Raw genomic sequence first — 12,256 nt, 5'->3', positions numbered from 1 at the left:
AGCTGTCCAGCTAGGAGATGATGAAGTCCGTGAGCGACAACAAGGACACCGACGAGAAACCGGACGTCGTAGCCGAGACCGAGAAGACCGAGAAGGTAGACGAGACCGAGAAGGACGCCGCAGACGGGGCTGGAACGGCCGACGCGACCGAGATCGAGACGTCCGCTGCCGAGGTCACCGAGCCGGCCGACACCGCGACCACCGATGGGCCCGCTGCGCGCCGGTGGCGCCGCCCGGTGCTGATCGGGGTCGTGGTCGCCGCGTTCGCCGCCGTCGCGGGGACGGCCGGGTACCTGGGCTGGCAGCTCAACCAGGAACGTCAGATCGAGCAGGCCGGTGAGCAGGCCCGCCAGGCGGCCACCGACTACGCGCAGGTCCTGACGAGCATCGATTCGGACAAGGTCGACGAGAACTTCGACGCGGTGCTCGACGGTGCGACCGGCGGATTCAAGGATATGTACTCGCAGTCCAGTGCGGAGCTGCGTCAGCTGCTGATCGACAACAAGGCGACCGCCCACGGAGTGGTGCAGGAGTCCGCCGTGCAGTCCGCCAGCAAGGACGAGGTCGTGGTGCTGCTGTTCGTCGACCAGTCGATCACCAACACCAACGTCCCGGACCCGCGGCTGGATCGCAGCCGCATCAAGATGACCATGCAGTACGTCGACGGCCGTTGGCGCGCAAGCAAAGTCGAGTTGCCCTAAAGGAGACGCGTGATGCGCCTGCTGTCCTCTCTGGCCGTGGCCACCGCGGTGGCTGCCACCGTGGTGGCCGCCGCACCCACCGCCGCGGCGTCGGCCCCGTCCTTCTGCACGGATATCGGCGGCCAGTGGGACGGTCAGTACTGTCGCGCCACGGTGCCGTCGGAGCGAAAGGCGACCCGGGATATCAAGATCGCCATACCCGGCGATCTCGTCGACCACCCGGCCGTCGGGCCGGTCATCCGGGAGTACCTGGGCACGCTGATGAACAACTGGAAGACCGCGGGCGTGAAGATGGTCGCGGACAGCTTCGGCGAGGGCAACTACGAGATCTTCCGCCGCGGCGACATCCTCAGCATCGTCTTCCGCGAGACGTACCACGCCGACGGACCGGACTTCAACAACGGCTACCGGACGTTCACCTTCGACATGGCCGACGGCCGGCGGCTGCAGTTGGCCGATCTGGTGAAGCCCGGGCTCGATCCGCTGGTCGCCATCCCGCCGCTGGCCCAGCCGTTCGTCGAACACGCCCTCGACGTCGCACCGCCGCCGCACCAGCCGCGCACCTACCCGTTCGTCATCGAGCGGTGGGGCCCGGACAAGGTGTACTCCGGTGCGTACAAGGCGTGGGCGCTGACCCCCGACGAGCTCATCATCTACATGCCGGACTACCCGGTTGCCCGGGACCGTCCGATCAACTTCACCCCGGGCATCATGCAGTGGTCGATGGACGGCGGCACCGTGCAGGCGCACATCCCGCTGGCGGCGCTGAGCCCGGTGCTGCAGCCCCGGTTCGGCGGGAGCTGATGAACGTCATCGGCATCGGCCAGTTGCGCAGCTACACACGGGCCTACATCGAACGTGTCCAGGCCGGGGAGACCTTCGAGGTGCTGCGGCGCGGCCGTCCCATCGCCCGGCTGCAGGCAGTACGGGAATCGCCGCCCGATATCGACCCGACCATGATCCCCGTGCCGCTGGCCGATCTGCGTACCCGGCCCGCTCAGGTCCTGGACCGGCTGAGCGCCGGTAGCACCGTCCTGGTCACCTACGGGGGCCGTGACGTCGCCACGCTGCAGCCGGTCGACTGATACCACGCGCGAGACCGACGTTTCTGCGGTCCACGGCCTCGCCAGACCGCAGAAACGTCGCTCTCGCGGCTAGCGGTAGTTGACGAACTGCAGCGCCACTTCCAGATCGGCGCCGCGCAGCAGGGACTGCACGGCCTGCAGGTCGTCGCGCTTCTTGGAGCTCACCCGGATCTCGTCGCCCTGGATCTGCGCCTTGACCCCTTTGGGGCCCTCGTCGCGGATCAGCTTGGTGATCTTCTTGGCGTTCTCACTGTCGATGCCCTGCTTGATGTTGCCGATGACCTTGTAGGTCTTGCCCGACGGTTGCGGCTCGCCGGCATCGAAGGCCTTCATCGAGATGTCGCGGCGGACCAGTTTCTCCTTGAAGACGTCGACGGCGGCCTTGACCCGCTCCTCGGTGGAGGACACCAAAATGATGCCTTCCTCACCCTGCCACTCGATCGTGGTGTCGGTGCCGCGGAAGTCGAAACGGGTCGAAAGCTCCTTGGCTGCCTGGTTGAGGGCGTTGTCGACCTCTTGCCGGTCGGCCTTGCTGACGATGTCGAAGCTTGAATCCGCCACTGGATCCTCCTGCTGAGTGTTGGGCCGTTTTCGTCTTCGGTACATCCTCGTTGTACCCTGCTACTCGCACCAAATTCCGGCAGGTTGCCCGAGCGGCCAATGGGAGCGGACTGTAAATCCGTCGGCTAACGCCTACACAGGTTCGAATCCTGTACCTGCCACCATGATCAGGCCCCCTTTCGAGGGGGCCTGACGTGTTTGTGGGCACCGTGTTCGGGTCTCGCGGCGGGCGGCTACGTTGGACGACATGTCCGACCGCGAGATGCTGTTGGGCCGCTACGAGCTACGGGGAGTGCTGGGGCGCGGCGGGATGGCCGAGGTCCGCGACGGCTGGGACACCCGCCTGCACCGCGCGGTCGCGGTCAAGCTGCTCCATCCCGCCCTCGGCACCGACGCCGACACCCGGCGTCGGTTCGAGGACGAGGCACGCTCGGCGGCCGCCCTGAACCACCCCAACATCGTCAGCGTGCACGACTGCGGGGTCGACGACGGCCGGTTCTTCATCGTCATGGAACGCCTGCCGGGGCAGACCCTGCACGATCTGATCGCCCGCGGGCCGTTGCCGGCACCCCGGGTGCGGGCCGTCCTCGACGACGTCCTGGCCGCCCTCACGGTCGCGCACGGTGCCGGGGTGCTGCACCGCGACATCAAACCGGCCAACATCCTGGTATCGGCCGATGGCACCGCGATGAAGGTCGCCGACTTCGGCATCGCCAAGACCGCCGGTGCCGCACACACCATGACGGGCCAGATCATCGGCACGATGGCGTACATGAGCCCCGAGCGCCTCGGGGGCGCCGCGGCCTCGGTGGCCGATGACCTCTACGCCCTCGGCATGATCGGCTTCGAGGCCGCCACCGGGGGGCAGGCTCTGCCCCAGGACAACCCGGCGGTACTGGCGCGCGCCATCCTGGACGGGCCGGCGCCCTCGCTGGCCGGTGCGCGCCCGGATGTCGACCCGGTGCTGGCGGCGGTGGTGGACCGGGCGGTGTCGAAGGATCCGCGGCAGCGGTTCACCGATGCCGCGCAGATGCGTGCCGCTCTGACCACCGGCATGCCCCGGCCGGCCACCAAGGTGCTCGACGCGCCCCTGCCGCCGCCGGCGGACCCGGACTACTTCGTCCCGGCCCGCAAGCGCAGGCTCAGCCGCAACCAGACGTTCCTGGCCGCCGCCGCGGCCTTCCTCGTCGCTCTGGTGGCTCTGCTGCTGGTCACCGTCGACTCCCGGCCGGCCGGCGGCGGGACGGAGCCGGTGGGCACCAGCAGCGTGGCGCCGCCCTCGCCGCCGCCGAGTTCGTCACCGGCGCCCGTCGTGTCCCCGGTCGCGCCGCCGCCCGAACGGCCGAAGGGGGACAAAGGGGAGAAGAAGCGCAACGGCAATTCGGGCAACCAGGACAACCCGGGAAACGGGAACAAGAAACGGGAGTAGTCCGGCTACCCCCAACTCACGCAGGAATCCCCGCGGACCTGCAAAGATGGTCCCATGCGACTGCACAGCATGTTCGCCGCCGCCGCGGCGGCGGTGACGACAGCTCTGGCGCTGGCGGCGGCCCCGGGCGCGCAGGCCGAGACGGCGCCGACGCTGCCGGTATTCGTCCCGTACCCGTCGGCGTGGTCACCGGACTACAGCCTGTTCCCGTACAACCTGTGGCAGATCCGGGTGACCCCCGAGCAGGTCACCGCCCAGCGCGACGCATGTCAGTGGTTCAACGCGCAGTACGGCGACCTCACGGCCCAGGTGCACGGCTTCAAGAACTTCCTCGACGAGGTGGGTGATAATTGGTCGGCGCCCGGAGTTCAACAGTCGGCCGACGTCGTCACGGCCAATCTGAACCAGTCCGCGGCCTTCCTCGATCCCCGGGTGCACACCCTGTACATCACGAATTACCCTGACCAGAGCCAATATTCGCCACTGTACAACGGTGATTCGTTCTACCACCTGTGGTATCAGTACACCCAGATAAGCGACAAGATCCGGCAGCAGCTGCCGTCCGGGCAGATCCACGCCAACGTGGTGACCGCCGACGTCTACGGCAATGTGATCCGGGACTCGGGCATCTGCGAGCGCGCCTGACTCAGTCCAGGTCGGCGAGCGCCCGGCGGGCAGCCTCGAGTTCTGCTTCGAGCGCAGAAACCTTGGCCGCCTGCTGAATCCGGGCCTCCTCGATGACGGCGTCGATCGGGCCGGACAGATCCTCGTGCAGTTCCCGGGCGGCACGTGAGACCGCTGCCGCGGCCACGGCGAGGTCCCGGGCCAGAAAGGTGCCGCCCTGTTTGAGTTCGGCGCGCCACTCCCCGTCGGCGGTGCCGGAGACCGTCAGCACCAACTCGAGCATCTTGGCCCTCTTGCCGGGAGACTTTCTGGTCTTGGGCTTTTCGGTGTTCCCGATGGTATCCGGAACCGCGGCGGGAGCCGCCGACGGAGCCGGGGCGGGAGCGTCTACAGTCATCGTCACGGTGAACTCCTTGCTGCACATCACCCGCACCGGGCGGGCCTACGGTCAGGCCTATTAGAACACACGTTCGACTTGCGGCGATGTTGCGACGCGGCAACGTTTCTGTGGACCGGCTGCCGACTCGCTGAATCCGCCTACAGCAGTTGGCCAGAGCCTTCACAGTGCTCGGCACTGGTATCCACAGCGGTGCGGGTGTGACCCTTTGCGAACCGTCGGCCCTCAACGTGAAGGTCGCACAGCCTCATACCATTTCGCCACCACCGCGGCCGCTCCGGCCTCCGCGGACGAGCCACGCAGGGGACCGCCATGGACGACCACCTTCTCAAGAAACGCGCGTTGGTACTGGGCGCCGTCGCGGCGCTGATGTCGGGCGTCATCGGCCTCGCCGCGCCGGTCCAGGCCGCCAGCGGGTTCGTGATGCCGAACATCGACGGCATGAACCTGCAAGAGGCCGAGGATGCGGTGAGCGCGGCCGCGCACGGTATCCCGCTGCACATGCATTCGCACAACATCAAGGGGATTCCGCAGCGCCAGCTGAGTCTGGCCGACTGGCTGGTCTGCGAGCAGGTGCCAGCCGCCGGCGAGAAGATCGCCAGCGCCACGGACGTGAACTTCGGTGTGGTGCGCGAGTTCGACGCCGCCCGCAACAAGTGGGACGACATGGTGGCGCACGCCTGCGACTGACTGCTCGACCGGTCAGGCCTTGAGGACGGCGGTGACCAAGCGATGTAGTTCGGCGGCGATGCCGGGTCGGTTGCGCATGCTGGCTATCTGGCTGATATCGGTGACCAACCCGATGGAGGCCAGTGCCAGCATGCGAGCGTAGGGCGGTGAAATGCTCGGTCTGACGCCGAGGATCGCGGTCACCCATTCGTCGACATACTCGCGCTCGCTGATTCGAATGGATTCCTGTGCCTTCTGCGGGAGATAGGCCAGGTCCGCATCCCGGATCGCCAGGATCGGTTGGTGTGGGCCGAGTGCCAGTTCGATCAACGTGCACGCGATGACGTCAACCGCTTCATCCGGTGAATTCGCTTCTGGCAGCCGGTGATTGGTCACATAGTGCAGACCTTCCGCGCCGCGGTGAAGGATCGATTGGAGCAGCTCGGCCTTGCCGTTGAAGTATTGGTAAAAGGTGGCTATCGCCGTGTCCGATTCGGACGCGATCTCCTCGATGCTGACGGCGTGGTAACTCTGCGCGTGGAACAACCGGGTCGCGGAACTGAGGATCCGTTCTCGACGGCCCGGTGGTCTCCGCGGATCTGGATTCGTGGGGGCGGTCGTCGCGACAGCGCCGTCGAGGTCGCAGTTCAGCACAGCTATGGCCATCGATTGCAGAATGCGTTTGGCCCCAGCAATATCGACACGTTTGCGCGCGGGCCCGGCAGCGAAGTAGATGCCGAGAATGCTCCATGCGCGCAGCTCGGCTTCACCGCTGGGCTCGGTGCCGTCGCCCAGGCCGAGCGCCAGCACCGTGCGGCGCAGAACGTCGCGCAGTTCCAATCGAAACTGATCCTGCTCAACCGGGGAGAGTTGGTGCCGCTCGCGTTTCCACAGCAGGACTTCGTTTCTTTCCAGCACCAGGTCGGCGAGTTGGGTGAGGAACATCGCCGCGCGCTGGCCGCGGTCGAGGCCACCATCGGCGGCCACCGAGGCGATGGCGTCGACTGCCGCGAGCTGCTCGGAAATCGCTTGTGCCAGAATGTCGCTTTTCTTGCGAAAGTGCCGATACAGCGCCGGACCGGTGAGGCCGACGGCGGCGGCGACGTCGTCCATGCTGACGTTGTGGTACCCGCGTTCGGTGAACAGGCGTGCTGCGGCTTGGGATAACTGGAGCTTACGAACGGAGGTCGGCGCGTGTTGACGAGCGGGTTGCGCCACCTCGGCACCCATGCCTTTCCTGCCATGCGGCGATCACTCGGTCCGAATCAGTGAGCCATAACCATAGTTCACACTTCGAGACTCGCGCGAGACCGCTTCAGCATCACCACCAACCGGTGGCGTCCGCCAACTGCCGGCCGAGCTCGTCGACCATGGTGCGCACATAGCTCCCGGACAGGTGGTGGGTGTCGTGGTAGATCAGCACGTTGCCCTCGACGGCCCGGCAGATGGTCGGACGGCAGACCGCATCGGAGAGGTCGAGCAGCTGCAACATCGGGAAGGCGGCCGCGTGGTCCAGCGTCGGATTGCGGTCCCGCAGGGCCTCTTCGCGGGCCAACCCGCAGGTGTCGGGGTCGTCGCCGGCGGCCAGGCAGTCCACCGGGGAGAAGAACCGGCCCTCGCGCAGCATCCACGGGGTGTCGCGGATACCGAGAATCGGGATGCCGTTGTCCGACAGCTCCTCCCACACCCCCAGGTAGTAGTCGGGGACATAGTCGCCGGGGCCGTCGAGCACCGGGCGCGTCGTGGTCAGGAACACGAACTCGGGTCGGTCGGCGATGATCTGCGCCAGCGCATTGTCCGACCAGGTGCGGCACGACGGGTAGGGGGTGAAGGGTCCGGCGATGATCGGCACCTCCGCGGTGGTCAACGGACAGCCCATCTTCAGGTAGGTGACGACCCGGAAACCGTGCTGACGGCCGAGCGCGTGCAGTGCGGTCACCCAGTGCTCGGAATGCGATCCGCCGGCCAGGGCGATGGTGCGGGTGGCGTGCGGGTCCCCGTACACGCAGCTGACCACCTCTTCGCCGCTGAAGTCGGCGAGGCACTTGTCGAGCGTCGTCGGGGGCACGTCGTCGGGTGCCTCCAGCCCGGTGGGCCGCACCGGCAAACGGGGGGTCTTGCGGCCCTCGGTCAGTGCCAGGGCACCCGGATAGTCGCGCAGGGTCAGAGCCGTGAGTTCGGAGCCGCTGTCGCGGACGCGTTCGACGTGACCGCGCCAGCCCAGCGAGCCGATGACCAGCGCCACGATCAGACAGGCGGTGACGGTGCCGGTCAGGATCGGATGCCAGGCCGGCCACCACCGGGTGTCCACGCAACGCCAGGTCGCCCACGCGGCCACCGCAGCCACGAGCAGGATCGCGGTGGCCGCACTGACGCCGAGCGCATCGTTGTTGGTGTGCGCCATCCAGAAGATCAGCAACGGCCAGTGCCACAGGTAGAGGGCGAACGCCCAGCCCGCCCAGCCGGCGTAGGTCGGCGCGGCATCGCCCGCCGCGGACCCGGCGAGGACGATCAGAACCGTCGTGAGCACCGGGACCAGCGCCCACGGGCCGGGGTAGTCGGTGACGCCGTCGGCCAGGAGGCCGGCCGCCACGACCGCGATCAGGCCGGCCGCCACCGCCACCCGGCTCAGCCATCCCGGCCACCGCAGCCGGCCGGCCGCGAACGCCGCGAGGACACCGGCGAGCACCTCCCAGGCTCGGGTGAAACTGCTGTAGTAGCCCAGGGTCTGGTCGTCGGAGTGCTGCAGGAAGGCCCACACCATCGACCCGAGGGCCGCCGCGGCGACGGCCACCAGCAGTGCGGTGCGACGGCGGATCAGCCAGGCCAGCAGCAGGAAGATCAGCAGAACCTGAGCGGCAACCGAGAGCGCCCACAGATGCTGCAGCGGGGTGACCGTCTCCTCGGCCTGCGCATAGTCGGCGGCGGTCGTCGCCAGCAGCCAGTTCTGGTAGAAGCCCAGGCCGGCCAGGGTCTGTTCGGCGAACGCCTCCCACCGGGTCTGCGGCTGAACCGCCAGCGTCAGCCCCGCGGACGCGCCGAGCAGCAGCACCAGCGCCGGGATCACCCGGCGGGCCCACCACCAGATCTCGCCGCCCGCCGAGCCGTGGCGCAGCACCCGGGCGCCGACGTAGTAGCCGGCCAGCACCAGCAGCACGTCGACCCCGGCGGTGACCCGGCCCAGCCAGAAATGCCCGACGATGACCAGGGTGACGGCGAGCGCCGCGAGAATGTCCAGATCGCGGCGGGTGCGCCGGGCGACCGGCGCGACGGGTACCGGGGTGCGCTGTGTTGTCTGCAAGATCGGAAGTCCTGGCTCGTCGCCGGCCCGGTCTCAGGCACGCGCTTACGCCGCAGAGAGCATAACGGGGCGTCGGCGCCGAGCAGCAGTCACGCTGCTCGGCGCGGTACTACCGGGCTGCTAGCACTGCCCCGGTCGGTTGACGGCAACGGCCGTCCAGGACTTGGCATTGATCTTCTTGCCGGCCGCGGGGGACTGCTTGCAGACCTCCCAGACCGACAGCGCGCGCACCGACCCGGCGTACGGACCGGCGTTGGAGATGTACTCCAGCCAGGGGCCCTCGGAGCCAACCGTCTCGGAGTACAGCTCCTGTGCCTTGGCCAGGTTCATGCCCTCCAGTGACGGCATCACCCACACCGACGGCGCGGCCGTGGCGGCGGGGGCGAGGGCCACCGACATCAGAAATGTTGCGGCACCGGCCGCTGCAATCGTTCTCAGCACGCGAACTCCCTGGGTTGTGTCGAGCAACGATAGACGACCGGTGCACCCGGAATTGACGAATGACACGTTTTTCGGCGGTCAGCGCCGATTGAGCGCCCAGATACTGGTGGACAGCACGGTGGCGAAGGTGCACCACAGCGGGTACAACCCGAGCGGGGCCGCCTTGGCTCCGCGGACCGCAACCGCCCGTCGGGTCAGATCGGCGCTGCTGGCGGCGAGCAGTCCGGCGGTGACGGCCGAGGCGCCGAGCTTGCGCCGGTTGAAGAACAGCCACGACCAACTGCCGTTGAGCACCAGGTTGATGGTCAGCGCACGAATGTAGCTGCGCCGCACCTCCGGTGGCGCCTCGTCGAGGGTGCCCGCGGACACCACGGCGATGTCGGCGTACAGCGAGGTCCATGCGATCGGGAACGCCTGGCGCGGCGGCTGGAACGGCGGCTTGCGCAGCTTGGCGTACCAGGTCGACTCGACGGCGGGCTTGGTGGCGATGCCACCGACCAAAGCCGTCGCGGCGACGGCGAGGGCAGTCGGGGCCAGCGTCTTGATCTGCAAAGGACACTCCAGGGTGTGCGGGTCGGGGGTCCTCACCAGGTATCCGGAATGCGCAGTCGGCAAACCCTCAGATCATGTCGTTGCGGGTCAGCCACCGCATCACCGGCCAGCCGACGAAGACCGGCAGCCAGCAGGTCAGCACCCGATACAACAGCACCGCGGGCACCGCGATCGCCGCGGGCACGCCGAATGCGGCGAGACCGCCGATCAGCGCGGCCTCCACCGCGCCGACACCGCCGGGGGTGGGGGCGGCCGAGGCCAGGGTGCCGCCGATCATGGTCACCACGGTGACGGTGACGAACGAGGTGTTCCCGCCGAACGCCGCGATGCTGGCCCACAGCGCCAGCGCCGAGCCCAGTGTCGTGCCGGCGGCGCCCAAGACGATCAGCCCGAGCCGTTTGGGTGCACGGGACAGCTCCCACAGGTCGGTCTTGACCTCCTGCAGCTTCGGCCGCACCGCCGAGGACAACCAGTGCCGCAGCTTGGGCACCGCCAGGAAGACACCCACGAGGCCGAGGGCGACGCCGGCCACCAGATACAGCACGGTCGCGCTCGGCACGAAGTGCTGCAGGTTCGCCGAAGTGCCCGCGATGGCGGTGAACAGGACGAGCAACAGCACGTGCACCATCACCTGCACGCTCTGTTGCAGCGTGACGGCGGCGGTGGCCCGCATGGTGCTCAGTCCGCCCTTCTGCAGCACCCGGGTGCTCAGTGCCAGACCGCCCACACCGGCCGGCGTCGTGGTCGCGGCGAAGGTGTTGGCGATCTGCATGATCGCCAGGTGCCGGAAGCGCACCAGTCCGTCGGCGCACGCCCACAGTGCGCCGGCCGCGCCGAGGTAGCGCAGGCCCGACACGGCCAGCCCGAGCAGCGCCCACCACCAGTTGGCGTTGCTCAGTTCGTCGAAGAAGGCGGGCACGGTGCTGATGAACGGATAGGCGACGTAGACCAGCGCCACCCAGAGCACCAACTGGATGACCTGGACCCGGGTGAACCGGGTGATGGTCTCGGTGCGGATCTTGTCGGCCCCGGTCTGGTGCTGCACCTGTTCCCGGGCCGCGGCGATGACCGCCTTGGCATCGGCCACCGAGTCGCGGATGCGGGCGGGCACAGCCGTCTTGGTCAGCCGCCGGGAGGCGGTCAGCACGGTCTCGGTGCCGAACGCGTCGATCGCGGCGGCCACCGCCGAGGCCGGGTCGTACATCGCCGATGTGGTCACCAGCAGCTGGGCGATATCGGATTGCAACTGCGCGTCGGTGGCCCCGTACTCGGCGTTGGTGAAACCGCCGAACTGCACCCGGCCGTCATGCACGGTGATCTCCCCGCAGCACAGGTCCCCGTGCGAGATCTGGTTCTGGTGCAGTGTGCGCAGGGCCTGCCAGACGTCGGTGACCGCGGCGGTCTCCACGCTCAGCGGCACTCCGCGGGCCGGCTTGCGGGCGAACAGCGTCCAGCCGCGGTCCAACGCGTTCACCGTCACCGAGGAGATGTTGGACAGTCCGAGGTCGTCGATCGCGATGGCCATCAGCGCGCGATGCTCCACGACGCGGCGCATCGAGGCGTGCAGCGGCGCGGTCTCGTCGGCGCGTAACCGGAGCTTGCGCCACAGCTGGCTCAGGGCGCCGCCGCTGCGCTGGTTGGGTCCGTACAACTCGACGACGGCCGTGCTGTCCGGCCCGGTCGCCGCCAGCACCACCGGGCCGGACCCGGGCGGCCGGATCACCGCGAGCGCGGACACGATGAATCCGCGCCGGGCCAGCGCCCGTACCGCGCCGTCGAGCGGGACCTCCAACGCCGGGGTGCCGACCACCCACACCACCAGCGCGCCGACGAACCAGCCGACCGCCAGACCCAGCAGTGAGCGGGCCGGGACCACCGCACTGACCACCAGATGGATCGGGACGAACGCCAGCAGCAGGGTCCACCAGTAGCGGCGCAGCCGCCGCGACAGCCACGGCCCGGACACCGTGAGCACCGCGGCGAGCAGGGCGATCCAGCGCGGGTCGTCCAGGAACTGGGACAACTGGGTGTCCAGGCGGTCGCCCAGGTCGAAGTGCCACTGCGGCGCGGCGATGCCCCGGCCGCTGATCGACAGTGCCAGCACGGCCAGCACACCGGCCGCGGCGTAGGCGGCGAGCAACGTCCAGTGCCTGCCGATGATCAACTGGACCAGGATGATGAACGGCAGCGCCAGGATGGCCACGCCGTAGGCCAGATAGACCAAGTTGGACTGGGTCGGGGTGAGCACGCCGATGATCTCGGACACCGAACGCTCCAGCGCCACCCAGTCGTTGCGGGTGATCAAGGAGCTGGTGATGACGACCGCAAGGGCGACCGCGGACAGCACCACCCGCAGGATCTCGTTGGTCCGCCGGGTCAGCGGTTGCAGCAGGCTGCCGGTGACGCTGATGTCCCGACCGTCGACTCGCACGGGGACCAACGTAACCGGGCGGCGACGCTGCGCGCGCGAAGCGAAGCGTGCGGCGCTGTGAGAGT

Annotated in this window: 13 protein-coding genes and 1 tRNA gene; 7 read left to right on the top strand and 7 right to left on the bottom strand. The window is 68.4% G+C overall.

The features are described 5' to 3' along the window. Window positions 1–20: 20 nt before the first annotated feature. The 3 genes from V4U86_RS23700 to V4U86_RS23690 are packed head-to-tail and all read left to right on the top strand — an operon-like array spanning window position 21 to window position 1,786. Window positions 21–701, top strand: a complete 681-nt coding sequence (locus V4U86_RS23700) for a hypothetical protein (RefSeq protein WP_395308305.1) — start codon at window positions 21–23, stop codon at window positions 699–701. Window positions 702–713: 12 nt separating this feature from the next. Next, window positions 714–1,505 carry an RsiV family protein gene (locus V4U86_RS23695; RefSeq protein WP_395308304.1) on the top strand — a complete coding sequence of 264 codons (792 nt, stop codon included), beginning with the start codon at window positions 714–716 and terminating at the stop codon, window positions 1,503–1,505. Beyond that, window positions 1,505–1,786, top strand: a complete 282-nt coding sequence (locus tag V4U86_RS23690) for a hypothetical protein (RefSeq protein WP_395308303.1) — start codon at window positions 1,505–1,507, stop codon at window positions 1,784–1,786. The genes V4U86_RS23695 and V4U86_RS23690 overlap by 1 nt, the downstream gene beginning before the upstream one ends. 69 nt (window positions 1,787–1,855) lie before the next feature. Here the strand turns inward: V4U86_RS23690 and V4U86_RS23685 are convergent, their stop codons facing one another. Further along, window positions 1,856–2,347 carry a YajQ family cyclic di-GMP-binding protein gene (locus V4U86_RS23685; RefSeq protein WP_395308302.1) on the bottom strand — a complete coding sequence of 164 codons (492 nt, stop codon included), beginning with the start codon at window positions 2,345–2,347 and terminating at the stop codon, window positions 1,856–1,858. A gap of 78 nt (window positions 2,348–2,425) precedes the next feature. On the opposite strand from V4U86_RS23685, the gene V4U86_RS23680 reads away from it, so the two are divergent. From V4U86_RS23680 to V4U86_RS23670, 3 genes are all read left to right on the top strand, one after another. Further along, window positions 2,426–2,511, top strand: a tRNA-Tyr gene (locus tag V4U86_RS23680). A gap of 83 nt (window positions 2,512–2,594) precedes the next feature. Continuing rightward, window positions 2,595–3,776, top strand: a complete 1,182-nt coding sequence (locus V4U86_RS23675; RefSeq protein ID WP_395308301.1) for a serine/threonine-protein kinase — start codon at window positions 2,595–2,597, stop codon at window positions 3,774–3,776. 54 nt (window positions 3,777–3,830) lie between these two features. Then, entirely contained in the window at window positions 3,831–4,421 is a 591-nt protein-coding gene (locus V4U86_RS23670; protein ID WP_395308300.1) for a hypothetical protein, read from the top strand. A 1-nt stretch (window position 4,422) separates the two neighbouring features. Here V4U86_RS23670 and V4U86_RS23665 read toward each other — a convergent pair whose 3' ends face one another. After that, a complete protein-coding gene (locus V4U86_RS23665) occupies window positions 4,423–4,803 on the bottom strand; it encodes a DUF6319 family protein (protein ID WP_395308299.1) in 381 nt (126 codons plus the stop codon). Between the two features lie 306 nt (window positions 4,804–5,109). On the opposite strand from V4U86_RS23665, the gene V4U86_RS23660 reads away from it, so the two are divergent. Next, window positions 5,110–5,487 (top strand): hypothetical protein, encoded by a 378-nt coding sequence (locus V4U86_RS23660; RefSeq protein ID WP_395308298.1) that lies wholly within the window; start codon window positions 5,110–5,112, stop codon window positions 5,485–5,487. A gap of 12 nt (window positions 5,488–5,499) precedes the next feature. Here the strand turns inward: V4U86_RS23660 and V4U86_RS23655 are convergent, their stop codons facing one another. The 5 genes from V4U86_RS23655 to V4U86_RS23635 form a co-directional block, all read right to left on the bottom strand. Continuing rightward, window positions 5,500–6,696 (bottom strand): TetR/AcrR family transcriptional regulator, encoded by a 1,197-nt coding sequence (locus V4U86_RS23655; RefSeq protein WP_395308297.1) that lies wholly within the window; start codon window positions 6,694–6,696, stop codon window positions 5,500–5,502. A 91-nt stretch (window positions 6,697–6,787) separates the two neighbouring features. Then, window positions 6,788–8,767, bottom strand: a complete 1,980-nt coding sequence (locus V4U86_RS23650; protein ID WP_395308296.1) for an acyltransferase family protein — start codon at window positions 8,765–8,767, stop codon at window positions 6,788–6,790. 120 nt (window positions 8,768–8,887) lie between these two features. After that, the gene (locus V4U86_RS23645) at window positions 8,888–9,208 is read right to left on the bottom strand and encodes a hypothetical protein (RefSeq protein WP_395308295.1); all 321 of its coding nucleotides are present in this window, start codon (window positions 9,206–9,208) and stop codon (window positions 8,888–8,890) included. Between the two features lie 78 nt (window positions 9,209–9,286). After that, the gene (locus V4U86_RS23640) at window positions 9,287–9,760 is read right to left on the bottom strand and encodes a TspO/MBR family protein (RefSeq protein WP_395312184.1); all 474 of its coding nucleotides are present in this window, start codon (window positions 9,758–9,760) and stop codon (window positions 9,287–9,289) included. Window positions 9,761–9,827: 67 nt separating this feature from the next. Further along, window positions 9,828–12,191, bottom strand: a complete 2,364-nt coding sequence (locus tag V4U86_RS23635; RefSeq protein WP_395308294.1) for a lysylphosphatidylglycerol synthase transmembrane domain-containing protein — start codon at window positions 12,189–12,191, stop codon at window positions 9,828–9,830. Window positions 12,192–12,256: the final 65 nt, after the last annotated feature.

The sequence above is a fragment of the Mycobacterium sp. AMU20-3851 genome (assembly GCF_043974665.1).
GTDB lineage: Bacteria > Actinomycetota > Actinomycetes > Mycobacteriales > Mycobacteriaceae > Mycobacterium.
This window is presented reverse-complemented; position numbering and strand designations above follow the sequence as displayed.

Bases quoted from the DNA above. Each gene is read 5' to 3' on its own strand.
- V4U86_RS23700 (WP_395308305.1), top strand. From the start codon at position 21: ATGAAGTCCGTGAGCGACAACAAGGACACCGACGAGAAACCGGACGTC.
- V4U86_RS23695 (WP_395308304.1), top strand. From the start codon at position 714: ATGCGCCTGCTGTCCTCTCTGGCCGTGGCCACCGCGGTGGCTGCCACC.
- V4U86_RS23690 (WP_395308303.1), top strand. From the start codon at position 1,505: ATGAACGTCATCGGCATCGGCCAGTTGCGCAGCTACACACGGGCCTAC.
- V4U86_RS23675 (WP_395308301.1), top strand. From the start codon at position 2,595: ATGTCCGACCGCGAGATGCTGTTGGGCCGCTACGAGCTACGGGGAGTG.
- V4U86_RS23670 (WP_395308300.1), top strand. From the start codon at position 3,831: ATGCGACTGCACAGCATGTTCGCCGCCGCCGCGGCGGCGGTGACGACA.
- V4U86_RS23660 (WP_395308298.1), top strand. From the start codon at position 5,110: ATGGACGACCACCTTCTCAAGAAACGCGCGTTGGTACTGGGCGCCGTC.
- V4U86_RS23655 (WP_395308297.1), bottom strand. From the start codon at position 6,696: ATGGGTGCCGAGGTGGCGCAACCCGCTCGTCAACACGCGCCGACCTCC.